Origin of the sequence: Pseudomonas alkylphenolica, assembly GCF_000746525.1 — a bacterium.
Lineage (GTDB): Bacteria > Pseudomonadota > Gammaproteobacteria > Pseudomonadales > Pseudomonadaceae > Aquipseudomonas > Aquipseudomonas alkylphenolica.
On record NZ_CP009048.1, the window covers coordinates 232,608 to 255,729 of the forward strand.

The window sequence follows — 23,122 nt, forward strand, 5'->3', positions numbered from 1 at the left end:
TCGGATTTCGCGGCAGATGGATACTATGCGCGACATGCACATATCCCCTGATGACCCCCTGCTGTTGCGCATCGTCGACGACCTGGCCACCCGTGGCTGGTCGCAGCAAAATACCTTTCTTCCAGAGTCTCTGACCCTGGCGCTGGCGGCCGAGTGCCGCAAACGCGCCGCCGAGGGCGAGCTGGAGCCAGCAGCCGTGGGTCGGGGCGTTGCCCAAGAGGTCCGCGAGGGTATTCGCGGCGATCGCATCCAGTGGCTGGAGCCCGGCCAGGCCGAGCCTTGCGACCACTACCTCGAGCTGATGGACAGCTTGCGCATAGCCCTCAACCGCGGCTTGTTCCTTGGCCTTGAGGACTTCGAGTGCCATTTCGCCCTGTATCAACCGGGTGCCTTCTATCTCAAGCACCTCGACCGATTTCGCGATGACGACCGGCGCATGGTCTCGGCGGTGATTTACCTTAACGAAGGCTGGCAGCCCGAACACGGTGGCCAGTTGCGCATGACCCTCAAGGGCGACGTCGAGCACGACGTGCAACCGATCGGCGGGTGTCTGGTGGTGTTTCTTTCCGGCGAAATACCCCATGAGGTGTTGCCGGCCCAGCGCGATCGCCTGTCACTGACCGGCTGGTTCCGTCGTCGTGGCAACGAGCCGTTCTGAGATGCACAAGGTTCTGGTCAGTGCCTGCCTGCTCGGTCAGCCGGTGCGCTATGACGGGCGCGCCAGCGGGTACCCGGATCTGTTGCAGCGCTGGCAAAGCGAAGGCCGGATCGTAGCGCTGTGCCCGGAAGTGGCGGGCGGCTTGCCGACGCCTCGGCCAGCGGCGGAAATCCCAGGCGGCCAGGGCAGTGCTGTGCTGGATGGCGATGCGCAGGTGATTACGGTTGCTGGCGAGGATGTCAGTGCGCAGTTTCTCGCCGGTGCGCAGTTGGCGCTGGAGCTGGTGCGGCGGCATGGCATCCGTATCGCGGTGCTCAAGTCGGGTAGCCCTTCGTGCGGCAACCTGCTGACCTATGACGGTACCTTCAGTGGCACCAAAGTCACCGGCGAAGGGGTGACTACCGCTTTGCTGCGTCGAGAGGGGGTCCAGGTGTTCAGTGAGCTGGAGCTTGAGGCGGCAGAGCAGGCCTTGAGACAGCTTTAAATGCATCGCGGGGCAAGCCCGCTCCCACAGCCCCGCGATGCTTTTGCTTACTTCGGCGGCTTGCTGGCATCCATCCCGAACCATTTTTGCGACAGGGCTTGGAGCCGGCCATCGGCCTTGATGCGCTGCAGGGCTTTATCCACCGCGCTGTGGAATGCCGGGTTACCCTTCTGGAACGGAATCGCCAGGCTCAGGATCGGGCCGACGGTCGCGCCTTCGGTCACCGTCTGCTGGCTGTCACGAATAGCATAAGGCACCAGCAGACGGTCGCTGATGGCGGCATCGATCTGCTCGTTGGCCACGTCCTTGATCGGTTGGCTGGCGTCTGGATAGCTGCGCAGATCGACGCCTTCGACGCTCCGCGCCTGCTCGGCGAACTGACTGCCCTGAACCACGCCGAGGCTGTGGCCCTTAAGTGCACTGAGGTTGGCCAGCGAGCGCTTCTCGTCCTTGCGCACGATCAACTGGGCGCTGGAATAGCTATAGGGTTCGCTGAAATCCAGACGTTCCTTGAGTTCGGGGGTGGCTGCGACCTGGTTCAGGGCAATGTCGTATTTGCCGCTCTCGACACCCGGCAGCAAATCGTCGCGAGTCGTCACCACGAACTCGGCGCGTACTTCCAGTTCGTCGGCCAGCAACCGGCCGAGCTCGATTTCAAACCCCGCCAGCTTGCCGTCATCCTTGAAGTTGAACGGCGACATGTTGGCTTCGACGGCAATGCGCAATTCGCCACGGTCATTCATGTCATCGATCAGTTCGGCATGTGCCCATGGGCTAAGCAGGGCGGCAAGTAGTATCCCTATGGTCAGGCGCATTTAAGTCCCTTGAAGTCATTGGCAGTGAAGAAGATCGCCGCGGCTTTCTGATAATGCCACGGTCGAGCGCAACTAGGACAACATCGAAAGGGGGATGTTAGACGCCCGGAGAAATATTTTCTGTGCAAATTTCCGGGTATGTTCTGATCCAATTGATCTATGGTTACCAACCATTGCCTTTCGTTTAACAGGCAAGGTTAAAGAAGCAAATCACAGGAGAAGTGAATGAAAAGCCTAGTTTCGCGTGCAGCCGTCGTTGGCCTGTTGATGGGAGTTTCGGCGTTTGCTGCAGCCGCCGAAGGCCTGAAGAGCCAGGAGCCGCCGAAAGACGCCAAGGTCTTCATCGTTTCCCCGGCCGATGGCGCGACGGTCGACAAGACTTTCACCGTCAAATTCGGTATCGAGGGCATGGAGCTCAAGCCAGCGGGTGACCAGACCCCGCACACCGGCCACCACCACCTGCTGGTAGATGTCGACAAGGAGCCGACCGCTGATCAGGTATTGCCTACCAGCCTGCTGCCGGAAAACAAGGCGCCGCTGCCAGCCGGTCCGCAAGTACTGCACTTCGGCAAGGCGCAGACCGAGGTCGAACTGACCCTGACCCCAGGCAAGCACACCCTGCAACTGGTGCTGGGCGACAAGTTCCACGTGCCGTTCAAGCCAAGCGTTGAATCGAAGAAAATTACCGTTACTGTTCAGTAAGGGTTAAAAGCATCGCGGGGCAAGCCCGCTCCCACAGGTTAAAGGAAACCTGTGGGAGCGGGCTTGCCCCGCGATTTGTCGCTAGAAGAACTTAGAACAGTACGCGGGAACGGATAGTGCCCTTGACGTGTTGCAGTTTTTCTTGCGCCAGATCCGAGTACTCGGCGTCAACGTCGATTACTACGTAACCGACTTTCTCGTTGGTCTGCAGGAACTGACCGGAGATGTTGATCGCGTTTTCGGCGAAAACTTTGTTGATCTCGCTGAGTACGCCCGGAATGTTTTCGTGGATGTGCAGCAGACGGTGCTTGCCCGGGTGAGCCGGCAGGGCCACTTCAGGGAAGTTGACCGACGAAACGGAAGTACCGTTGTCGCTGTACTTGACCAGTTTCTCGGCCACTTCCAGACCGATGTTGGCCTGGGCTTCGGCGGTGGAACCACCGATGTGCGGGGTCAGGATCACGTTGTCCAGGCCACGCAGCGGGCTTTCGAACTGCTCGTCATTGGAACGCGGCTCGACCGGGAACACGTCGATGGCGGCGCCGATCAGGTGCTTGTCCTTGATCGCTGCAGCCAGGTGATCCAGCTCGACCACGGTACCGCGGGCGGCGTTGATCAGGATCGAGCCTTTCTTCATCGCGCGGATTTCTTTCTCGCCGATCATCCACTGGGTGGATGGCAGCTCAGGCACGTGCAGCGAGACGATATCAGCCAGACCCAGCAGCTCGTTCAGGCTGGCGACCTGGGTAGCGTTGCCCAGTGGCAGCTTGGTCAGCGGGTCGAAGAAGAACACCTGCATGCCAAGGCTTTCGGCCAGGACCGACAGTTGGGTGCCGATCGAACCGTAACCGACGATACCCAGTTTTTTGCCCCGGATTTCGAAGGAGTTGGCCGCGCTTTTGATCCAGCCACCACGGTGGCAGGAAGCGTTTTTCTCCGGGATGCCGCGCAGCAGCAGGATCGCTTCGGCCAGCACCAGCTCGGCGACCGAACGGGTGTTGGAGTACGGCGCGTTGAACACGGCGATACCGCGCTCGCGGGCCGCGTCCAGGTCGACCTGGTTGGTACCGATGCAGAAACAGCCGACAGCGACCAGTTTCTTGGCGCAGTCGAAAACCTCTTCGGTCAGTTGAGTGCGCGAGCGGATACCGATGAAGTGGGCATCGGCGATCTTTTCTTTCAGCTCAGCGTCGGGCAGAGAACCGGTGAGGTACTCGATGTTGCTATACCCGGCGGCCTTGAGGACGTCCACGGCGGATTGGTGGACGCCTTCGAGAAGAAGGAACTTGATCTTGCTCTTATCGAGAGAAGTCTTGCTCATCTGCGTAAACCTGTGTCCCGGAGAAAAATGGCAGGGAAGTGAAGCTCTCGCAGCATCGGCGTAAAGCTCGATCAGCGGGGGGCGTATGCTAGCATGAGTCCCCCCCGATACGCCCATCCCTGGCACGTGAAGAGTGCTCAGGGTGACTATGAATAGTTCGAGAGTTCTGTCGATGACCAATTCTGCGTTGCTTGATGAGCTGATGACCCTGGTTGAGCCCGGCAAGGTGCTGACCGATGCGGATTCCCTCGAGACTTACGGCAAGGATTGGACCAAACACTTTGCCCCAGCACCGCTGGCCATCGTGTTTCCCAAGAGCACCGAGCAGGTCCAGGCGATCGTGCGCTGGGCCAACCGGCACAAGGTTGCCCTGGTGCCTTCGGGCGGGCGTACCGGCCTTTCGGCGGCAGCGGTGGCGGCCAATGGTGAAGTGGTTGTGTCCTTCGACTACATGAACCAGATCCTCGCCTTCGATGAGTTCGACCGAAGCGTGGTCTGCCAGCCGGGCGTGGTTACTGAGCAACTGCAGAACTTTGCCGAAGACAAGGGCCTGTACTATCCGGTCGACTTCGCTTCTGCAGGTTCAAGCCAGATTGGCGGCAATATCGGCACCAATGCTGGCGGAATCAAAGTGATTCGCTACGGCATGACCCGTAACTGGGTGGCCGGCCTGAAGGTGGTCACCGGCACCGGCGACCTGCTGGAGCTGAACAAGGACCTGATCAAGAACGCCACGGGCTACGACCTGCGTCAGCTGTTTATCGGCGCCGAAGGCACCTTGGGCTTTGTGGTCGAGGCGACCATGCGTCTGGATCGTGCGCCGAACAACCTCACCGCGATGGTCCTCGGCACGCCGGATTTCGACTCGATCATGCCGGTGTTGCACGCCTTCCGCGACAAGCTCGACCTGACGGCTTTCGAGTTCTTTTCTGACAAGGCCCTGGCCAAGATCATGGGCCGTGGCGATGTTCCCGCGCCGTTCGAAACGCCGTGCCCGTTCTATGCCCTGCTGGAGTTCGAAGCCAGCACTGAGGAAGTGGCCAACGCCGCCCTGGCTACCTTCGAACACTGCGTGGAGCAGGGTTGGGTGCTCGATGGCGTAATGAGCCAGAGCGAGCAACAGCTGCAGAACCTGTGGAAGCTGCGCGAGTACATCTCCGAAACCATCTCGCACTGGACTCCGTACAAGAACGACATATCGGTCACCGTGTCGAAAGTACCGGCTTTCCTCAAGGATATTGACGCGATCGTCGCAGAAAACTATCCGGATTTCGAAGTGGTCTGGTATGGCCACATCGGCGACGGCAACCTGCACCTGAACATCCTCAAACCCGATGACCTGAGCAAGGACGAGTTCTTTGCCAAGTGCGCTACGGTGAACAAGTGGGTGTTCGAGATCGTGCAGAAGTACAACGGCTCGATTTCAGCCGAACACGGGGTGGGCATGACCAAGCGTGATTACCTCACCTACAGTCGCTCGCCCGTGGAAATTCAATACATGAAAGCGGTGAAGGCGGTGTTTGATCCGAACGGGATCATGAACCCGGGCAAAATCTTCGCTGTCGAGTAAGTCAAAGGCATAAGAGCTTCCAATAGCGCCAGGAGTCGGTAATGAGCTATCAGCACCAGTATGTAGACGGCACGCGTATTCACTTTCCCCTGGGCAAGGTGGTGTGCATCGGGCGCAACTATGCCGAGCACGCCAAAGAACTGGACAACCCGATCCCGACCGAGCCGCTGCTGTTTATCAAACCGGGCAGCTGTGTGGTGCCGGTCAATAGTGGCTTCAAGATCCCGACCGAGCGCGGTTCGGTGCACTACGAAGCGGAAATTGCCGTGTTGCTGGGCAAGTCGCTGTCTACCTCGCCCAGCGAAGAAGAGGTGCTCGACGCCATTTCCGGTTTCGCGCCGGCCCTGGACCTGACCCTGCGCGACCTGCAGGCGCAGCTCAAGGACAAAGGCCTGCCATGGGAGCGTGCCAAGTGTTTCGACGGCGCCTGTGTGCTGGCACCCTTTGTCGCCGGGAGCACCTTCGAAGACCTGGCCGATATCGGTATTCGCCTGACCATCAATGGCCAAGTGCGCCAGGACGGCAACAGCGCGCTGATGCTCAACCCGATCGTGCCGATGATTCAGCACATGGCTTCGCAGTTCGGCCTGCAGGCCGGTGATGTGATTCTGACCGGTACGCCAGTGGGTGTCGGCCCGCTCAATCCGGGCGATGAGCTGGTGCTGGAGCTGCCTGGCGTCAGCCGCTTCGAAAGCACAGTGTTGTAACCCGTCAGGGCAGCCAGTCACACTGGCTGCCCTGCGCGCTGTCGGCTTTTGTCATTTTTTTCACAAACAATCCGGATAATGTTTGCGGATCTGGCTCTGCGAACGTGCCGGTAATGTGTTATTAACTGGCAAAAAAGAGCAGCGATCCCATGGCCACTCCCGTTCCATCCGGTAAATCCGTGCCGTCTGCGCGAAAGCGTGGGCTCGCCTTGCGTTGGTCGACCTGGTTGGCGGCGACAGCGATCATCGGTTATGGCGTGGCGATTGCCATGCATTGGGATGATCGCGGGCTATTGTGGCTGAAGGAGCGTTTTGAGACCCCGGCGGAGCAGCAAGCCAGCATCTGGTTGCCGGACTACCAGGTCGATATCGATGCCAAAGTATTGCCGGGCATGGAAGATGACGAAGCCTCCGACCTGACCTACAACCCGGTCAGCAAAACCCTGTTCGCCGTCATGGGCAAAAACCCCTTCCTGGTCGAGCTGAACCTTGAAGGTGATGTGCTGCGCAAGATGCCGCTGGAAGGCTGGAGCAACCCTGAAGGTGTGGCGGTACTTGAAGGTGGACGGCTGGCGATTGTCGATGAACGTGATCACTCGCTGACCATTGTTACCCTGACTGCCGATACCCGTTCCCTGAATATCGCTGATTTCCCGCAGTACGATCTAGGCCCGTCGGAGAACCAGAACAAGGCGTTCGAGGCGATAGCCTGGGACCCTCGCCAGCAACGTATTGTCCTTGGCGAAGAGCGTCCGCCGGCCTTGTTCACCTGGAACAGCGATGGCCATAGCCCGCTGGCCGGTGACAAGCAGCCGTTGCCAAACGAAGAACTGGACCTGCGCAACCTCTCGGCCCTGGGCATCGACCCGCGTACCGGGCATATGCTGGTGCTGTCTGCCGATTCCAATATGTTGCTGGAGCTGGATGAGAGCGGCGAGCAGGTCAGCTTCATGACCCTGCTGGGCGGCTTCAACGGTCTGAACAAGCGCATTCCGCGGGCCGAAGGTGTGGCCATGGATGAGCAGGGCACCCTGTACATCGTCAGTGAACCAGACCTGTTCTACCGTTTTAAAAAGCCCTGATCAGGATTTAAGCTTGGCTTCAGTTGAGTGTGGTTAGATTCAGGCTGTCATCTATAGAGTTCTCCTGAATGCGTCGCTACATCCGCCTGCCTCTGATTTTCCTGGTTGTCAGCCTGCTGGCTGTGCTTGTGCTTGCAGCGGCGGGGCAGCATTACCGCTTGTTCGAACGCGGCTGGTTCAATTTCAAGACCTGGTGGCAGCCCTCCGAGCTGAGCATCGGTCTGGACCAGTATCGCGTGGCGATCGAGGCACAGCCCCTCGAAGGGCTGAATGACGATATCTCCGCACTCACCTTCGATCCGGACCGCAACAGCCTGTTCACCGTGACCAATCAGCGTTCTGAGTTGATTGAGCTGACGCTGGACGGGCGCGTACTGCGGCGGATACCACTCACCGGTTTCGGCGATCCCGAGGCGGTTGAATACGTCGGCCCCGGCAGTTATGTGATCACCGATGAGCGTGAGCAACGCCTGATTCGTGTGCAGCTCAACGACAACACGCTATTGCTTGATGCCAAGGATGCCGAGCAACTGACCTTGGGGATCGGTCTGAACGGCAACAAGGGCTTTGAGGGCCTGGCTTACGACTCGGTGGGCAAGCGCCTGTTCGTGGCCAAGGAGCGCGACCCGATGCTGATTTACGAGGTGCATGGCTTCCCCCACGAAAACCCCGAGCAGCCTTATGCGGTGCATGTGGTGCAGGACCAGAAGCGTGATTCACGGCTGTTTGTGCGCGATCTGTCGAGCTTGCAGTTCGATGAGCGCAGCGGCCATCTGCTGGCGTTGTCGGATGAGTCGCAGCTGGTGCTGGAGCTGGATGTGAAGGGTAAACCCTTGAGCAGTCTGTCACTGCGCAAGGGTTTTCAGGGCCTGAAGCAGAGCGTGCCGCAGGCTGAAGGCATTGCCATGGACGATGCCGGGACCATTTACCTGGTCAGCGAGCCGAACCTGTTTTACGTGTTCAAGAAACCGACCGAGTAAGCTTCATCGCGGGGCAAGCTCGCTCCCACAGTGGGAGCGGGCTTGCCCCGCGATGCTTTTAGACCTTGAGAGTCTTGACCCCTTCAGAAGTCCCCAGCAACAGCAGGTCCGCCGGCCGTGCCGCAAACAAACCGTTGGTGACCACGCCGACAATGGCGTTGATCTGGCTTTCCAGTTCCACCGGGTTGGTGATCTGCAGGTTATGCACATCGAGGATGATGTTGCCGTTGTCCGTGACCACGCCTTCACGATAGACCGGGTCGCCGCCCAGCTTGACCAGCTGGCGCGCCACATGGCTGCGGGCCATCGGGATCACTTCGACCGGCAGCGGGAAGGCGCCCAGCACCGGCACCAGCTTGCTGGCGTCGGCGATGCAGATGAAAGTCTTGGCCACAGCGGCAACGATCTTCTCGCGGGTCAGGGCTGCGCCGCCGCCTTTGATCAGGTTCAGGTGCTCGTCGCTCTCGTCGGCGCCGTCGACATAGAACTCCAGGTCGCTGACGGTGTTCAGCTCATACACCGGAATACCGTGACCCTTCAGGCGTGCGGCAGTTGCTTCAGAGCTGGCCACGGCACCATCGAAGGCAGCCTTGTGCTGGGCCAGGGCGTCGATGAAGCAGTTGGCGGTCGAGCCGGTGCCGACGCCGACGATGCTCTTGTCGTCGAGCTTGGGCAGAATGAAATCGACAGCAGCCTGGGCGACAGCCTGTTTGAGTTGGTCCTGGGTCATGCGGGCTCCGAAGCGGGGAGGAGTATCGTGAAGGCGCGTAGTATAGCGGCTAAAACCACGGACTTGCTGTGGTCGCCCGACAAGGCGCTGGGGTAGACTTCCAGCCCCGCCCAACCGCTCAGTGATGCTTTCCCGATGCTCGAACAGTACGTCAAGAAGATCCTCACCTCGCGCGTTTACGACGTTGCCGTCGAAACCCCGTTGCAGACCGCCGGCCAGCTGAGCAAGCGCCTGGGCAACAACATCCTGCTCAAGCGTGAAGACTTGCAGCCGGTGTTCTCTTTCAAGATTCGCGGTGCCTACAACAAGCTCGCCCAGCTGACCCCAGAGGAGCTGGCCCGTGGCGTGGTCACCGCCTCGGCCGGCAACCATGCCCAGGGCGTGGCGCTGGCGGCGCGAGAACTGGGGATCAAGGCGACCATCGTCATGCCCAAGACCACCCCGGAGATCAAGGTCGAAGGCGTGCGCTCGCGCGGTGGCAAGGTCGTGCTGCACGGCGACTCGTTCCCGGAAGCGCTGGCCTACTCGCTGAAGCTGGTCGACGAAAAGGGCTTCGTTTATATCCACCCCTATGACGATCCGCACACCATTGCCGGCCAGGGCACGGTGGCCATGGAGATCCTGCGCCAGCACCCGGGCCAGCTGGATGCGATCTTCGTTCCAGTGGGCGGCGGCGGCCTGATCGCCGGTATCGCCGCCTACGTGAAATACCTGCGTCCCGAGATCAAGGTGATCGGTGTCGAGCCAGATGACTCCAACTGCCTGCAGGCCGCCATGGCCGCGGGTGAGCGCGTGGTATTGCCGCAGGTCGGGCTGTTCGCCGATGGCGTGGCCGTAGCGCAGATCGGCCAGCACACCTTTGACATCTGCAAAACCTATGTGGATGAAGTGGTGACCGTCAGTACGGATGAGATCTGTGCGGCGATCAAGGATATCTACGACGATACCCGCTCGATCACCGAACCTGCCGGTGCACTGGGCGTGGCAGGGATCAAGAAGTACGTCGAACTCAATGGCGTCCACGGCCAGACCCTGGTGGCAATCGACTCGGGCGCCAACGTCAACTTCGACCGCCTGCGCCATGTTGCCGAGCGTGCCGAGCTGGGTGAAGGCCGCGAAGCCATCATTGCCGTGACCATCCCTGAGCAGCCGGGCAGCTTCAAGGCGTTCTGCGAGGCGATTGGCAAGCGTCAGATCACCGAATTCAACTACCGCTACCATGCCGATGGTGAAGCGCACATCTTCGTTGGCGTGCAGACCCATCCGGACACCGATCCGCGCAGTGCGCTGATCCACAGCCTGAGCGAGCAAGGCTTCCCGGTACTCGACCTGACCGACAACGAACTGGCCAAGCTGCATATCCGTCACATGGTCGGTGGCCATGCCGCGCGGGTCAGTGACGAACTGGTGCTGCGTTTCGAGTTCCCGGAGCGTCCCGGAGCGTTGTTCAACTTCCTCAACAAGCTCGGCGGGCGCTGGAACATCTCGATGTTCCATTACCGCAACCATGGCGCGGCCGATGGTCGCGTGGTGGCGGGGCTGCAAGTCCCGGATGATGAGCGCCATCTGGTGCCTGCCGCGTTGGCCAAGATCGGCTATCCGTACTGGGATGAAACCGATAACCCCGCGTACCGGCTGTTCCTGGGCTGAGCAGCTAAGCTCAGGACAGCTCACAAGGAAGCAATGACATGGAATACCTGACTACGCTCAAGGTCCTGCACATCTCGGCCACCGTGCTGTTGCTCGGCAGTGCCCTTGGTCTGGCGATCTGGACCTGGCTGGCGCGCCGTAAGGGCGACACGGCAGCAGCGAGCCGGCTGATGCAGCGGCCGCTGGTGTTTGTCTGGCTGTTGATGGGTATCTGCCTGGTAAGCATGCCGTTCACCGGCTGGTGGCTGGTGCACCTGATCGGCTGGCCACTGGGCCAGACTTGGGTGCTGGGCTCCAGTGTGATCTACACCTTCGGCGCGTTCAGCTGGTTCTGGCTGCTGGCGCGGGTCAATCGCCTGCGCACGGCGCCGACTGCGGGTAATCCGAAGTTCACCCTGGCGCTGGCGCTGTTCAGTGGTGTGTGTTTTATCGCTATCGCCGGCCTGATGGGCGCCAAGCCGGTCTGATCATGCGGGCTTCGGTGGGAGCGGGCTTGCCCCGCGATTGCGGTTGTTCAGTCACATCGCATCGCGGGGCAAGCCCGCTCCCACCGAGCAGTCGCTCCCATAGCGGCGATCAATCGCGCAGGCTGATCACAGGCCAACCGCGCTTTTGCGCTTCGGCGCGCAGCTTCGGGTCCGGATCGACGGCAACCGGATTGGCCACCTGCTCCAGCAGCGGCAGATCATTCATCGAATCGCTGTAGAAATAGCTGCCTTCCAGGCTAAAGCCGTTGTCTTCCAGCCATTGATTCAGACGCGTCACCTTGCCTTCACGGAAGCAGTGCACACCGGTACTGCGACCGGTGTAGCGACCGTCAACCATCTCGCATTCGGTAGCCAGCAGCGTCTCGACTTCCAGGCGCTTGGCAATCGGCCCGGTAATGAAGCGGTTGGTGGCGGTGATGATCACCAGCTTGTCGCCGGCATCGCGGTGCTTTTTCAGCAGGGCCAGGGACTTGGGCAGGATGATCGGTTCGACGCAATCGCGCATGAAATCGGCATGCCATTCGTCGAGCTGGGCCATTTCGGTATTGGCCAGGATCTCCAGGGTGAATTCCAGGTAGGCATTGAGGTCCAGCTTGCCGGCCAGGTAGTCCTGGTAGAACTCGTCGTTACGGTTCTTGTAGGCCACCGGGTCGAGAATGCCGCGCTCGCACAGGTAATCGCCCCATGCGTGGTCGCTGTCGCCGCCGAGGAGGGTATTGTCCAGATCGAATAAAGCCAGGCGCATTTAAGTCACTCGCATAACATCTGAAAAGTCCCACAGAATACGGACTTTTCACATCGGTGCACATAAGGTAAACAGGCGCGTTGCTGGCATTGTGGGCTTTGTGGAACAATGCCGTGACATGCGTTTGCGAGGTTGCTGCCGTGATCGACCCCGATGGTTTTCGCCCCAATGTCGGGATCATTCTGACGAATGATCTTGGGCAGGTGCTATGGGCTCGGCGGATCAACCAGGATGCCTGGCAGTTTCCCCAGGGCGGTATCAACCCTGAAGAGACGCCGGAAGATGCCCTGTACCGCGAGCTGAACGAAGAAGTGGGGCTAGAGCGCGATGATGTTGAAATTCTTGCCTGCACCCGCGGCTGGTTGCGTTATCGTTTACCCCAACGTCTGGTTCGGACCCACAGCCAACCGCTGTGTATCGGCCAGAAACAGAAATGGTTTCTCCTGCGCCTGGTCTCCAACGAGCAGCGGGTGCGGATGGATCTGACCGGGAAACCGGAGTTCGATGGCTGGCGCTGGGTCAGTTATTGGTATCCGCTGGGCCAGGTGGTGACATTCAAGCGCGAGGTTTACCGCCGCGCTCTCAAAGAGCTTGCCCCGCGCCTGCTGGCGCGCGACTGACGACGGAGTTCGACCCCGAGCCATGCTCAATACGCTGCGCAAGATCGTCCAGGAAGTTAACTCCGCCAAGGATCTCAAGACGGCGTTGGGGATCATTGTGTTGCGCGTCAAGGAGGCCATGGGCAGTCAGGTCTGTTCGGTCTACCTGCTCGATCCCGAGACCAACCGCTTCGTGCTGATGGCCACCGAAGGCTTGAACAAGCGTTCGATCGGCAAGGTCAGCATGGCCCCCAACGAGGGCCTGGTCGGTTTGGTCGGCACCCGGGAAGAGCCGCTGAACCTGGAAAACGCCGCCGACCACCCGCGCTACCGTTACTTCGCCGAAACCGGTGAAGAACGCTTCGCCTCATTCCTCGGTGCGCCGATCATTCACCACCGGCGGGTGGTCGGGGTTCTGGTTATCCAGCAAAAAGAGCGGCGCCAGTTCGATGAAGGTGAAGAAGCCTTCCTGGTGACCATGAGCGCTCAATTGGCCGGCGTAATTGCGCATGCCGAAGCCACCGGTTCGATCCGTGGTCTGGGCCGTCAGGGCAAGGGCATCCAGGAGGCCAAGTTCGTTGGCGTGCCAGGTTCGCCCGGCGCGGCGGTGGGCAAGGCGGTGGTCATGCTGCCACCGGCCGATCTCGACGTGGTGCCGGACAAGACCGTTGAGGACATCAAAGCCGAGCTGACACTCTTCAACAATGCGCTGGAAGGCGTGCGCGCCGACATGCGCAGCCTGTCCGCCAAACTCGCCACCCAGCTGCGCCCGGAAGAGCGCGCGTTGTTCGACGTCTACCTGATGATGCTCGAAGACGCGGCCCTGGGCGGTGAAGTGGTGCAGGTGATCAAGACCGGGCAGTGGGCCCAGGGCGCCTTGCGCCAGGTGGTGGGCGAGCACGTCAACCGCTTCGAGCTGATGGACGATGCCTACCTGCGCGAGAGGGCTTCCGATGTGAAGGATCTGGGCCGGCGTCTGCTGGCCTACCTGCAGGAAGCACGGCAGCAGACACTGGTCTATCCCGATAACACCATTCTGATCAGCGAAGAGCTGACCCCGGCGATGCTCGGCGAAGTGCCGGAAGGCAAGCTGGTCGGCCTGGTTTCAGTACTTGGCTCAGGTAACTCCCACGTCGCGATCCTGGCCCGGGCCATGGGTATTCCGACCGTGATGGGCCTGGTTGACCTGCCGTATTCGAAGGTCGACGGCATCGACATGATCGTCGATGGCTACAAGGGCGATGTCTACACCAACCCTAGCGACGTGCTGCGCAAGCAGTATGCCGAAGTGGTCGAGGAAGAGCGCCAGCTGGCCCAGGGCCTGGATGCCTTGCGTGAACTGCCGTGTATCACCCTCGATGGCCACCGCATGCCGCTGTGGGTCAACACCGGCCTGCTCGCCGATGTCGCCCGCGCCCAGCAGCGTGGTGCCGAAGGGGTCGGCCTGTACCGCACCGAAGTGCCGTTCATGATCAACCAGCGCTTCCCCAGCGAAAAGGAGCAGCTGGCGATTTATCGCGAGCAACTGGCGGCCTTCCACCCGTTGCCGGTGACCATGCGCAGCCTGGACATCGGTGGTGACAAGGCGCTGTCGTATTTCCCGATCAAGGAAGACAACCCCTTCCTTGGCTGGCGCGGTATCCGCGTGACCCTCGACCACCCGGAAATCTTCCTGGTGCAGACCCGGGCCATGCTCAAGGCCAGTGAAGGCCTGAACAACCTGCGCATTCTGCTGCCGATGATTTCCGGTATCCACGAGCTCGAAGAAGCCCTGCACCTGATCCACCGGGCCTGGGGCGAGGTGCGTGACGAAGGCACCGACGTGCCGATGCCGCCGGTGGGGGTGATGATCGAAATTCCCGCAGCGGTCTATCAGACCCGTGAGCTGGCGCGCCAGGTGGACTTCCTGTCGGTCGGCTCCAACGACCTGACCCAGTACCTGTTGGCGGTAGACCGCAACAACCCGCGGGTTGCCGATCTTTACGACTACCTGCACCCGGCCGTGCTGCAAGCCCTGCAGAACGTGGTGCGCGATGCCCATGCCGAGGGCAAACCGGTGAGTATCTGCGGCGAGATGGCCGGTGATCCGGCGGCAGCGGTGCTGCTGATGGCCATGGGTTTCGACAGCCTGTCGATGAACGCCACCAACTTGCCGAAGGTGAAATGGATGCTGCGTCAGGTCAGCCTGAGCAAGTCCCAGGAACTGTTGGCCCAGGCCATGGGCATCGACAACCCGCAAGTTATCCACAGCTCGCTGCAGTTGGCCCTGAAGAACCTGGGGCTGGCGCGGATGATCAATCCGGGGTCGGCGAAGAATCTATAGGCCTTATCGCGGGGCAAGCCCGCTCCCACCGGAGTTGTGCTAACCCGGTGGGAGCGGGCTTGCCCCGCGATAGCATCAAACCTGCAGATCCACTTCCCCCAGATGCCCGCCAAACGGCCCGAAACTGCGCTCCACCAGCCGCCGCCGACCGTCCGCTTCGACAATCAACACCGTACTGGCCCGCGTCCCATAGTTCTGGCTGGCGATAAACACACTCGACAGTAGCCGCTCGGTACTGAGCCCTACGCCGGTCTCTGGCAGTTCGCCGTCCGCTGCCTGCAGGTTATCCCCAAGCAACGCCTGCAAGGTTTCGGGCTGCGGATCGGCCAGATGCTGTGTCAGCCCGGCACGGGCCTTGACCAGCTTTGGCCAGGGCGTATCCAGCCCGGCGTTGGACAGGCCATAGACACCTTCCCCCAGCAACCGCACCTGCGCCTCACGGGCATTCAGGTAACCCAGTGTGCGGCTATCGCCCACCAGCAGGTTGAACCCCGAATACTGCTGGCTGCGGCTGGCGACCTGGTCCAGATAGGCTTCGACACCCAGCTCGCCGCGCAGAAAGGCCGCCACCAGCTCGCCCCGGGATCGTGCACCCAAGGCTTGTTGCGGGTCGCGAATGTTGGTCAGCGCAGCAAAACGCCCCGCTGGCCCTACGCCCAGCCAGGTACCGCCTGCTTCCAGGTCGCGCCCGGCATAGACGCCAGGTGCATCGTCCCAGGCGCCCAGCATGCGGCTGGGACGGGCATAGAACTCATCACGGTTGGCCGCGACGATCAGCGGCTGGGCATGCCCGGGCCGCCAGGCGAAAACGATCAGACACATAGGTGGACCTCTGTGTTTTTGCCCACTCTACCCATAGCGCCCGGACTGATCCATCGACTTGATGTGTCTTCACTAGAGCCGCAGGCCTCCCTTCCGTTACCATGCCGGACTGAATTGACGGGGGCGACAATGGAATTCGTGCTCTATTTGCTGCTGGGCGCCTGCGCAGGCGTGCTGGCCGGGCTGTTCGGCGTTGGCGGTGGCATCATCATCGTGCCGGTGCTGGTGTTCAGTTTCACCTTGCAGGGCTTCGATGCCTCGGTGTTGACCCACCTGGCGGTGGGGACGTCGCTGGCAACCATTGTCTTTACCTCGATCAATGCCATTCGCGAGCACCATCGCAAGGGTGCGGTGCAGTGGCCGATCTTTGTCTGGATGACCCTGGGGATTCTGGTCGGTGCCGGTATCGGTGCCAAGACCGCTTCGGCGATCCAGGGGCCGATGCTGCAGAAGATCATCGGCGTGTTTGCCCTGGTGATTGCCGCGCAAATGGCTCTGGACCTCAAGCCCAAGGCCAGCCGCAGCATTCCCGGCAAGCCCGGGTTGACCGCGGCAGGCAGCGTGATCGGTTGGGCCTCGGCGATCTTCGGCATCGGTGGCGGCTCGTTGACCGTGCCGTTTCTGACCTGGCGTAGCCTGCCGATGCAGCAGGCCGTGGCAACGTCCTCGGCTTGCGGGTTTCCGATTGCGGTGGCCAGCGCCCTGAGTTTCATCTGGCTGGGCTGGCACGACCCGCACCTGCCGGCGCATAGCCTGGGCTTTGTCTACCTGCCCGCGCTGCTGGGGATCGCCCTGACCAGTATGTTTTTTGCCCGCTTCGGCGCGCGTCTGGCGCATAAACTGTCGCCACGCCTGCTCAAGCGGCTGTTCGCCGCGCTGCTGTTCTGCGTGGGCTTAAGCTTTTTGCTTTAACGAGAGGAGTCACCATGCTGCCTTACCCGCAGATAGATCCCGTGGCCGTTGCCCTGGGACCGCTGAAAATTCACTGGTACGGCCTGATGTACCTGGTTGGTATCGGCGGCGCCTGGCTGCTGGCCTCGCGGCGGCTGAACCGCTTCGACCCGACCTGGAGCCGTGAAAAGCTCTCGGACCTGGTGTTCTGGCTGTCGATGGGCGTAATCGTCGGCGGACGGCTGGGCTATGTGCTGTTCTATGACCTGCACGCCTACCTGGCCAACCCGACGCTGATCTTCGAAGTGTGGAAGGGCGGCATGTCGTTCCACGGCGGTTTCATCGGCGTAATGCTCGCGGCCTTGTGGTTCGGCAAGCGCAACAACAAGTCGTTCTTCGAGCTGATGGACTTCGTCGCGCCGCTGGTGCCGATCGGCCTGGGCGCCGGACGGATCGGCAACTTCATCAACGCCGAACTGTGGGGCAAGGCTACCGATGTGCCGTGGGCCATGGTCTTCCCGCCGTTCAGCGATCCGGCCCAGTTGCCACGTCACCCGTCGCAGCTCTACCAGTTCGCCCTGGAAGGTGTGGCATTATTCCTGATCCTTTGGCTGTACTCGCGCAAACCGCGCCCGACCATGGCCGTTTCCGGCATGTTCGCGCTGTTCTACGGCATCTTCCGTTTCATCGTAGAGTTCGTGCGGGTACCCGATGCCCAGCTTGGCTACATCGCCTTCGGCTGGTTGACCATGGGTCAGTTGCTTTGCGTGCCGATGATTGTCGGTGGCATCTTCCTGATCTGGTGGGCCTACAACCGCAAACCCACGGCCAAGGCCGCCGTTTGATTTTCCACGGCAGGGCGATCCCCTGCCGTCTTTGCTACAGGTAAGCCATGAAACAGTATCTAGATCTGGTCCGCGACGTCATCGAAAACGGCACCCTGCAAGGTAACCGTACCGGTATCCGCACCATCAGCCTGCCTGGCGCCATGCTGCGCTTCGACCTGCAGAAAGGCTTTCCGGCCATTACCACCCGCAAGCTGGCGTTCAAGTCGGCCATCGGTGAAATGGTCGGCTTCCTGCGTGGTGTTAAAAATGCCGGCGAGTTCCGTGAACTGGGCTGCAAGGTCTGGGACCAGAATGCCAACGAAAACGCCCAGTGGCTGGCCAACCCGTTCCGCCAGGGGCATGACGACCTCGGCGAGATCTACGGCGTGCAATGGCGCCAGTGGCCGGCCTACAAGCGTATCCCGCTGAGCAACCCGGCCGCGATCGAACTGGCGCAGAGCCAGGGCTTCCAGAAGATTGCCGAAGCTGAAGAAGACGGCGAAGCCTTTGTGGTGCTGTACAAGGCCATCGACCAGATTCGCCAGTGCATCGACACCATCCACAAAGACCCGGGCAGCCGCCGCATCCTGTTCCACGGCTGGAACTGCGCGCAGCTCGACGAAATGGCCCTGCCGCCGTGCCACCTGCTGTACCAGTTCCACCCGAATGTCGAGACCAAGGAAATCTCCCTGACCCTCTACATTCGTTCCAACGACCTGGGCCTGGGCACACCGTTCAACCTCACCGAAGGCGCCGCACTGCTGTCGCTGGTAGGCCGCCTGACCGGCTACACGCCGCGCTGGTTCACCTATTTCATCGGTGATGCGCACGTCTACGAGAACCACCTGGACATGCTCAACGAACAGCTCAAGCGCGAGCCGCTGGCGGCACCGAAGCTGGTGATCAATGATCGTGTGCCTGAGTATGCCAAGACGGGTGTGTACGAGCCGGAGTGGCTGGAGAAGGTCGAGCCGAGTGACTTCAGTCTTGAAGGTTACGAGCACCATGCGCCGATGACCGCCCCGATGGCGGTCTGATCACTGCCGTTGTAGCAACAACTGGCTACCCAGTGGGAGCGGGCTTGCCCCGCGATAGCGATCTGTCAGTCACATCGCATCGCGGGGCAAGCCCGCTCCCACCGGAGGGGTCAGGCCTTCTTCAACCCCAGCCCCACATCATCAATGATCGCCTTGGCGAATTCGTTCAGAAAATAAGCGGCCCACATCATCTCGCCGTCTTCATCCAGCAGCCCCGCCTCGATCAGCTTGTGCACACAACCCATCACGGTTGAAGCCTGCTCCAGCGCGTAGTCACACGGCACGCCCGGCGCAATACGAAACAGCCCCATCGGTGATTGCTCGCTGCGGATGAAATCCACCACACCTACCGTCTTGCCGGTCTCCATGCTCATGGCTGGACTCCTTGCAGCTTGCTCAGCGCATGCTCGACCAGCGCCCTGGCCATCTCGGCCGAATGCAGCACATTCACCAGCATGCCCTGACCGGGTTCATTGGCGTGGGCGCGGCAGAATTCGTCGGTGGTTTCGTGGATGCCGCGGAGAAGTTCGCTGGCGAAGGCCAGGGAGTCTGGGGGGATGAGGTCGCTGTGGATGGAGAGGTAGGGGGTGGTGATGAGGGAATTTGGTGGGTCTGGGACAATCTTTTTCATGGCGTAACTCCTAGGATCAGACAGGAGCTACCTCCCAGTCCCTCTCACAGGAGTAGGGTGGCAGCCGCACGCGGGGTGAGAGACCGAAGACCTAGGAACCCGGCCAGACAAAAGTCTGCCCGCGCACGGCTGCCATGACAACGCTGCCAATAGGTCAGGGCGGGCTCTCACACCCGGTCGCCAATATGGACGACCCGAGGAAACTAGCCCTGATGCACTTTCTCAACAATAGAGAAAACACGGCAGCGTGCGTAGGATAGTTCCGAAAGTACCCAAATCTGAAGCTTTCTTGCTGATTCCGGGAGTACGACAACCTCGGTGGGAGCGGGCTTGCCCCGCGATAGCGGTCTGTCAGTCACATCGCATCGCGGGGCAAGCCCGCTCCCACCGGGTGGTTTTTCGTCAGTGGCCGTGGCTTCTGCCTACATGTGAATGCTCCGCCTCCGGCGCCGTCACCGCACCATTGACCTCCAGATGCTGGAGGATCGAGCACTGCACTTCCTTGGAATGACAATGCTGACGCAGTTCCAGCAGTTGCGCCTGCAACGCCTGCAACCCTTCGATTCGCGCATTGACGTGCTGGATATGCTCGTCAATCAGGGCGTTGACGCTTTCACACTGGTCGTCCGGGCTGTCGCGCAGGCGCAGCAGGCTGCGGATTTCTTCCAGGGTCATGTCGAGGGTGCGGCAGTTGCGGATGAAGGTCAGGCGCTCGGCGTGGGCCTGGGTGTACATCCGGTAGTTTCCCTCGCTGCGCGCCGGTTCCGGCAGCAGGTTTTCCCGCTCGTAATAACGGATGGTTTCCACTGCGCAGTCGGTGGCTTTGGCCAGTTCTCCGATCTTCATCTGAAAATACCTCGGCAGGTTGCTTGACCCTATAGTGGCTACAGGGTGTTCACTTGGCAACAGGACATTTAAGGATGAACCCATGAACCAGCCTGTCAGCCATACCCCGGGTAAAGACACCCACGATCACGCCAGTCATGACCATGCCAAGCATACCCACAGCTGCTGCTCCCACGATGCTGCACCCTCTCTGGTGCAACTGAGTGAAGCGGCCAGTGGCGATGCGCGCCTGAGCCGCTTTCGTATCGAGGCCATGGATTGCCCGACCGAACAGACCCTGATCCAGAACAAACTGGGCAAGCTGGCAGGCGTCGAGCAGCTGGAGTTCAACCTGATCAACCGCATTCTCGGGGTTCGCCACACCCATGGCGATACCCTGGCTATCGAGCAGGCGGTCGCTTCGCTGGGCATGCAGGCCGAGCCACTGACCGAAAGCAGCGAAGAACCTGCCGCGCCTCCGGCTCCGGGGAAAAAGCACTGGTGGCCGTTGGCGCTGTCCGGGCTTGCGGCCATTGCCGCCGAGGGCATTCACTTCGCCGAGCTGGCGCCTTCCTGGGTGGTGGCGCTGGTGGCGTTGGTGTCGATCCTCAGCTGTGGCCTGGGCACCTATAAAAAGGGCTGGATCGCCCTGAAGAACCGCAACCTGAACATCAACGCGCTGATGAGCATCGCCGTCACCGGCGCCGTGCTGATCGGCCAGTGGCCGGAAGCGGCCATGGTCATGTTCCTGTTTACCGTCGCCGAGTTGATCGAAGCGCGCTCGCTGGACCGGGCGCGCAATGCGATTGGCGGGCTGATGCAACTGAGCCCGGACATGGCCACGGTGCAGCAGAGCGATGGCCAATGGCGTGAAGTCGAGGTCAAACAGGTAGCGCTGGGAGCGCTGGTGCGGGTGCGCCCCGGTGAGCGTATCGGCCTGGATGGCGAGGTGGTCAGTGGCCAGTCGAGCATCGACCAGGCGCCGATTACCGGTGAAAGCCTGCCGGTGGAAAAAGGCCCGGGCGACAAGGTTTTCGCTGGCACCATCAACCAAGCCGGTGCCCTGGAATACCGGGTGACGGCGGCTGCCGGGCAATCGACGCTGGCGCGGATCATCAAGGCCGTGGAAGAGGCCCAGGGTGCCCGTGCACCGACTCAGCGTTTCGTTGACCAGTTCTCGCGTATCTACACCCCGGCGGTGTTTGCCTTTGCATTGGCGGTTGCAGTGATACCACCGCTGTTCATGGCCGGTGCCTGGTTCGACTGGATCTACCGCGCCCTGGTGTTGCTGGTAGTGGCCTGCCCATGCGCGCTGGTGATCTCCACTCCGGTGACCATCGTCAGCGGTCTGGCCGCGGCGGCGCGCAAAGGTATTCTGGTCAAAGGCGGGGTGTATCTGGAAGGCGGGCGCAGGCTCGATTTTCTGGCGCTGGACAAGACCGGCACCATCACCCACGGCAAGCCGGTACAGACCGATCATGTCGTGCTTGATCCGCTGTTCGAAGGCCGCGCCCAGGCGCTGGCTGCCAGCCTGGCTGACCGATCCGACCACCCGGTGTCGCGTGCCATTGCGGTATATGCCAACAAGCAGCAACTGGCCCTGAGTGAAGTATCGGCGTTCGAAGCCCTGGCCGGTCGTGGTGTGCGCGGCGAAGTGGACGGTGAGTTGTACCACCTGGGCAACCATCGCCTGGTCGAAGAGCTCGGCCTGTGCTCGCCACAGCTCGAAGCACAGCTCGATGCCCTGGAACGTCAGGGCAAGACCGTGGTGCTGCTGCTCGATAAATCCGGCCCGCTGGCCCTGTTCGCGGTGGCTGACACCGTCAAGGACAGCAGCCGCGAGGCGATTGCCGAACTGCATGAGCTGGGTATCAAGACTGTCATGCTCACCGGCGACAATCCCCACACTGCGCAAGCCATTGCCGCTCAAGTGGGTATCGACCAGGCCCATGGCAACCTGTTGCCGGCCGACAAGCTCAAGACTATTGAAGATTTGTACGCCCAAGGGCACCGGGTCGGCATGGTCGGCGACGGCATCAACGACGCTCCAGCGTTGGCGCGCTCGGAGATCGGCTTTGCCATGGCTGCCGCCGGTACCGACACGGCGATCGAGACCGCCGACGTGGCGCTGATGGATGATGACTTGCGCAAAATACCGGCCTTCGTCAGGCTCTCGCGTCAGACCGCGGCGATCCTGACCCAGAACATCGTGCTGGCGCTGGGGATCAAGGCGGTCTTCCTGGCGATCACCTTCGCCGGCATGGCAACCATGTGGATGGCGGTGTTCGCCGACATGGGCGTGAGTTTGCTGGTGGTCTTCAACGGCCTGCGCCTGCTGCGAAAATAGAGGATGTATGTTGAGTTCCGAGTTGAAAGCCTTCTACATGGTTGCCCGCCTGGGCAGCATTACCCTGGCGGCGAAGAAACTCGGGCTCAGCCAACCGACCGTGACCACGCAGATCCGCAACCTGGAAAGCCAGTACGCGGTGGAGCTGTTCTACCGCGGCGGTCGGCGCCTGACCCTTAGCGATGACGGCGCGCGGCTGCTGCCGATGGTCAAGACTCTGTTGCAGCAGGAGGCCGATATCGAGTTCTTCCTGCGCAACAGTGGTCAGGGCCAGGGCAGTTTGCGCATTGCTGCCACCGCGCCGTACTACATCCTCGATCTGGTGAAGATCTTTCGCGAGCGTTTGCCGCAAGTGGAGGTTTCGGTGGAAATCGGTAACTCCCAGCAGGTGCTGGAGTTGCTGGAGGACTACCGCGTGGACCTGGCTGCTTCCTCGCAGCTGCTGGAAGATGCGCGTCTGGTGCGGCGGGTGTTGGGCACTGATCCATTGGTGGTGGCGGTGCATCGCAATCATCCGTTGGCCAGCCGTGAATCGCTGCCGCTGTCGGCACTGGCCGGGCACTGCCTGCTGGTACGCGAGCAAGGCTCGACGACACGCAAACTGACCGAGCAGATGCTGGAAGAGGCCGGGGTCAAGGTCGGTTCGATGCTGGAGATCGGCAGCCGCGAGTCGATCCGTGAAGCGGTGTTGCGCAACATCGGCATCAGCATCATTGCCCGTCATGAAGTGCCGCATAACCCTGAGCTGCGGGTGTTGAGCCTGGACAATGCTCCGGTGATGCATGAGTACCTGTATTGCCTGAAGGAACGCAGGCAGGCGCGTTTGCCTGCGGCTTTTTTGGGGTTGGCGCAGGAAGTGTCGGCAGTGGAGATTTGAAGCATCGCGGG

At 61.1% G+C, this 23,122-nt stretch carries 24 protein-coding genes; 16 read left to right on the forward strand and 8 right to left on the reverse strand.

The window, feature by feature from the left end; genetic code table 11:
• The first annotated feature begins 25 nt into the window (after positions 1 to 25).
• Positions 26 to 658 (forward strand): 2OG-Fe(II) oxygenase, encoded by a 633-nt coding sequence (locus tag PSAKL28_RS01050; protein WP_038605473.1) that lies wholly within the window; start codon positions 26 to 28, stop codon positions 656 to 658.
• A 1-nt stretch (position 659) separates the two neighbouring features.
• Positions 660 to 1,142, forward strand: a complete 483-nt coding sequence (locus PSAKL28_RS01055) for a 2-thiouracil desulfurase family protein (RefSeq protein ID WP_038605475.1) — start codon at positions 660 to 662, stop codon at positions 1,140 to 1,142.
• Between the two features lie 47 nt (positions 1,143 to 1,189).
• Here the strand turns inward: PSAKL28_RS01055 and PSAKL28_RS01060 are convergent, their stop codons facing one another.
• Positions 1,190 to 1,957 carry a transporter substrate-binding domain-containing protein gene (locus PSAKL28_RS01060; RefSeq protein WP_038605479.1) on the reverse strand — a complete coding sequence of 256 codons (768 nt, stop codon included), beginning with the start codon at positions 1,955 to 1,957 and terminating at the stop codon, positions 1,190 to 1,192.
• A gap of 225 nt (positions 1,958 to 2,182) precedes the next feature.
• Here PSAKL28_RS01060 and PSAKL28_RS01065 point away from each other — a divergent pair, with 225 nt between their 5' ends.
• Positions 2,183 to 2,659 (forward strand): DUF4399 domain-containing protein, encoded by a 477-nt coding sequence (locus tag PSAKL28_RS01065; protein ID WP_038605482.1) that lies wholly within the window; start codon positions 2,183 to 2,185, stop codon positions 2,657 to 2,659.
• Between the two features lie 91 nt (positions 2,660 to 2,750).
• Here the strand turns inward: PSAKL28_RS01065 and serA are convergent, their stop codons facing one another.
• On the reverse strand, positions 2,751 to 3,980 hold the full coding sequence (gene serA, locus PSAKL28_RS01070) for a phosphoglycerate dehydrogenase (protein ID WP_038605485.1): 1,230 nt from the start codon (positions 3,978 to 3,980) through the stop codon (positions 2,751 to 2,753).
• A gap of 172 nt (positions 3,981 to 4,152) precedes the next feature.
• Here serA and PSAKL28_RS01075 point away from each other — a divergent pair, with 172 nt between their 5' ends.
• From PSAKL28_RS01075 to PSAKL28_RS01090, 4 genes are all read left to right on the forward strand, one after another.
• Positions 4,153 to 5,550, forward strand: a complete 1,398-nt coding sequence (locus PSAKL28_RS01075; RefSeq protein WP_038605488.1) for a D-2-hydroxyglutarate dehydrogenase — start codon at positions 4,153 to 4,155, stop codon at positions 5,548 to 5,550.
• A gap of 41 nt (positions 5,551 to 5,591) precedes the next feature.
• Positions 5,592 to 6,257, forward strand: coding sequence for a fumarylacetoacetate hydrolase family protein (locus PSAKL28_RS01080; protein ID WP_038605490.1), 666 nt, complete (start codon positions 5,592 to 5,594; stop codon positions 6,255 to 6,257).
• 149 nt (positions 6,258 to 6,406) lie between these two features.
• Positions 6,407 to 7,339 (forward strand): SdiA-regulated domain-containing protein, encoded by a 933-nt coding sequence (locus tag PSAKL28_RS01085; RefSeq protein WP_038605491.1) that lies wholly within the window; start codon positions 6,407 to 6,409, stop codon positions 7,337 to 7,339.
• A 68-nt stretch (positions 7,340 to 7,407) separates the two neighbouring features.
• Positions 7,408 to 8,319 carry an SdiA-regulated domain-containing protein gene (locus tag PSAKL28_RS01090; protein WP_038605493.1) on the forward strand — a complete coding sequence of 304 codons (912 nt, stop codon included), beginning with the start codon at positions 7,408 to 7,410 and terminating at the stop codon, positions 8,317 to 8,319.
• A gap of 58 nt (positions 8,320 to 8,377) precedes the next feature.
• On the opposite strand, the gene rpiA is transcribed toward PSAKL28_RS01090, so the two are convergent.
• Positions 8,378 to 9,049, reverse strand: a complete 672-nt coding sequence (gene rpiA, locus PSAKL28_RS01095; protein WP_038605494.1) for a ribose-5-phosphate isomerase RpiA — start codon at positions 9,047 to 9,049, stop codon at positions 8,378 to 8,380.
• 135 nt (positions 9,050 to 9,184) lie between these two features.
• Here rpiA and ilvA point away from each other — a divergent pair, with 135 nt between their 5' ends.
• Together ilvA and PSAKL28_RS01105 are read left to right on the forward strand one after the other, a co-directional pair.
• Positions 9,185 to 10,699, forward strand: coding sequence for a threonine ammonia-lyase, biosynthetic (gene ilvA, locus PSAKL28_RS01100; protein ID WP_038605497.1), 1,515 nt, complete (start codon positions 9,185 to 9,187; stop codon positions 10,697 to 10,699).
• Between the two features lie 38 nt (positions 10,700 to 10,737).
• A complete protein-coding gene (locus PSAKL28_RS01105; RefSeq protein WP_038605500.1) occupies positions 10,738 to 11,166 on the forward strand; it encodes a DUF2269 domain-containing protein in 429 nt (142 codons plus the stop codon).
• A gap of 109 nt (positions 11,167 to 11,275) precedes the next feature.
• Here the strand turns inward: PSAKL28_RS01105 and PSAKL28_RS01110 are convergent, their stop codons facing one another.
• Positions 11,276 to 11,932: a histidinol-phosphatase gene (locus tag PSAKL28_RS01110; RefSeq protein ID WP_038605503.1), complete on the reverse strand. Its 657-nt coding sequence runs from the start codon at positions 11,930 to 11,932 to the stop codon at positions 11,276 to 11,278.
• A 140-nt stretch (positions 11,933 to 12,072) separates the two neighbouring features.
• Between PSAKL28_RS01110 and PSAKL28_RS01115 the strand changes: the two genes are divergently transcribed.
• Together PSAKL28_RS01115 and ptsP are read left to right on the forward strand one after the other, a co-directional pair.
• Positions 12,073 to 12,552, forward strand: coding sequence for an RNA pyrophosphohydrolase (locus PSAKL28_RS01115; protein WP_010222140.1), 480 nt, complete (start codon positions 12,073 to 12,075; stop codon positions 12,550 to 12,552).
• Positions 12,553 to 12,574: 22 nt separating this feature from the next.
• Positions 12,575 to 14,854 (forward strand): phosphoenolpyruvate--protein phosphotransferase, encoded by a 2,280-nt coding sequence (ptsP, locus tag PSAKL28_RS01120; protein WP_038605506.1) that lies wholly within the window; start codon positions 12,575 to 12,577, stop codon positions 14,852 to 14,854.
• A gap of 75 nt (positions 14,855 to 14,929) precedes the next feature.
• Here ptsP and PSAKL28_RS01125 read toward each other — a convergent pair whose 3' ends face one another.
• Entirely contained in the window at positions 14,930 to 15,676 is a 747-nt protein-coding gene (locus PSAKL28_RS01125; protein ID WP_038605508.1) for an NRDE family protein, read from the reverse strand.
• A 129-nt stretch (positions 15,677 to 15,805) separates the two neighbouring features.
• Here PSAKL28_RS01125 and PSAKL28_RS01130 point away from each other — a divergent pair, with 129 nt between their 5' ends.
• The 3 genes from PSAKL28_RS01130 to PSAKL28_RS01140 are packed head-to-tail and all read left to right on the forward strand — an operon-like array spanning position 15,806 to position 18,431.
• Entirely contained in the window at positions 15,806 to 16,588 is a 783-nt protein-coding gene (locus tag PSAKL28_RS01130; protein ID WP_038605510.1) for a sulfite exporter TauE/SafE family protein, read from the forward strand.
• 14 nt (positions 16,589 to 16,602) lie between these two features.
• Positions 16,603 to 17,412, forward strand: coding sequence for a prolipoprotein diacylglyceryl transferase (gene lgt / locus PSAKL28_RS01135; protein ID WP_038605512.1), 810 nt, complete (start codon positions 16,603 to 16,605; stop codon positions 17,410 to 17,412).
• Between the two features lie 47 nt (positions 17,413 to 17,459).
• Positions 17,460 to 18,431 carry a thymidylate synthase gene (locus tag PSAKL28_RS01140; RefSeq protein ID WP_038605514.1) on the forward strand — a complete coding sequence of 324 codons (972 nt, stop codon included), beginning with the start codon at positions 17,460 to 17,462 and terminating at the stop codon, positions 18,429 to 18,431.
• 110 nt (positions 18,432 to 18,541) lie between these two features.
• Here the strand turns inward: PSAKL28_RS01140 and PSAKL28_RS01145 are convergent, their stop codons facing one another.
• The 3 genes from PSAKL28_RS01145 to cadR form a co-directional block, all read right to left on the reverse strand.
• A complete protein-coding gene (locus PSAKL28_RS01145) occupies positions 18,542 to 18,805 on the reverse strand; it encodes a DUF3077 domain-containing protein (RefSeq protein ID WP_051939128.1) in 264 nt (87 codons plus the stop codon).
• Positions 18,802 to 19,062 (reverse strand): hypothetical protein, encoded by a 261-nt coding sequence (locus PSAKL28_RS01150; RefSeq protein WP_038605516.1) that lies wholly within the window; start codon positions 19,060 to 19,062, stop codon positions 18,802 to 18,804. Before PSAKL28_RS01150 ends, PSAKL28_RS01145 begins: the two co-directional genes overlap by 4 nt.
• A gap of 402 nt (positions 19,063 to 19,464) precedes the next feature.
• Positions 19,465 to 19,908 (reverse strand): Cd(II)/Pb(II)-responsive transcriptional regulator, encoded by a 444-nt coding sequence (cadR, locus tag PSAKL28_RS01155; protein ID WP_038605518.1) that lies wholly within the window; start codon positions 19,906 to 19,908, stop codon positions 19,465 to 19,467.
• Between the two features lie 82 nt (positions 19,909 to 19,990).
• Here cadR and PSAKL28_RS01160 point away from each other — a divergent pair, with 82 nt between their 5' ends.
• Positions 19,991 to 22,234 (forward strand): heavy metal translocating P-type ATPase, encoded by a 2,244-nt coding sequence (locus PSAKL28_RS01160; RefSeq protein ID WP_038605519.1) that lies wholly within the window; start codon positions 19,991 to 19,993, stop codon positions 22,232 to 22,234.
• A 7-nt stretch (positions 22,235 to 22,241) separates the two neighbouring features.
• Positions 22,242 to 23,111, forward strand: coding sequence for a LysR family transcriptional regulator (locus PSAKL28_RS01165; RefSeq protein ID WP_038605520.1), 870 nt, complete (start codon positions 22,242 to 22,244; stop codon positions 23,109 to 23,111).
• Positions 23,112 to 23,122: the final 11 nt, after the last annotated feature.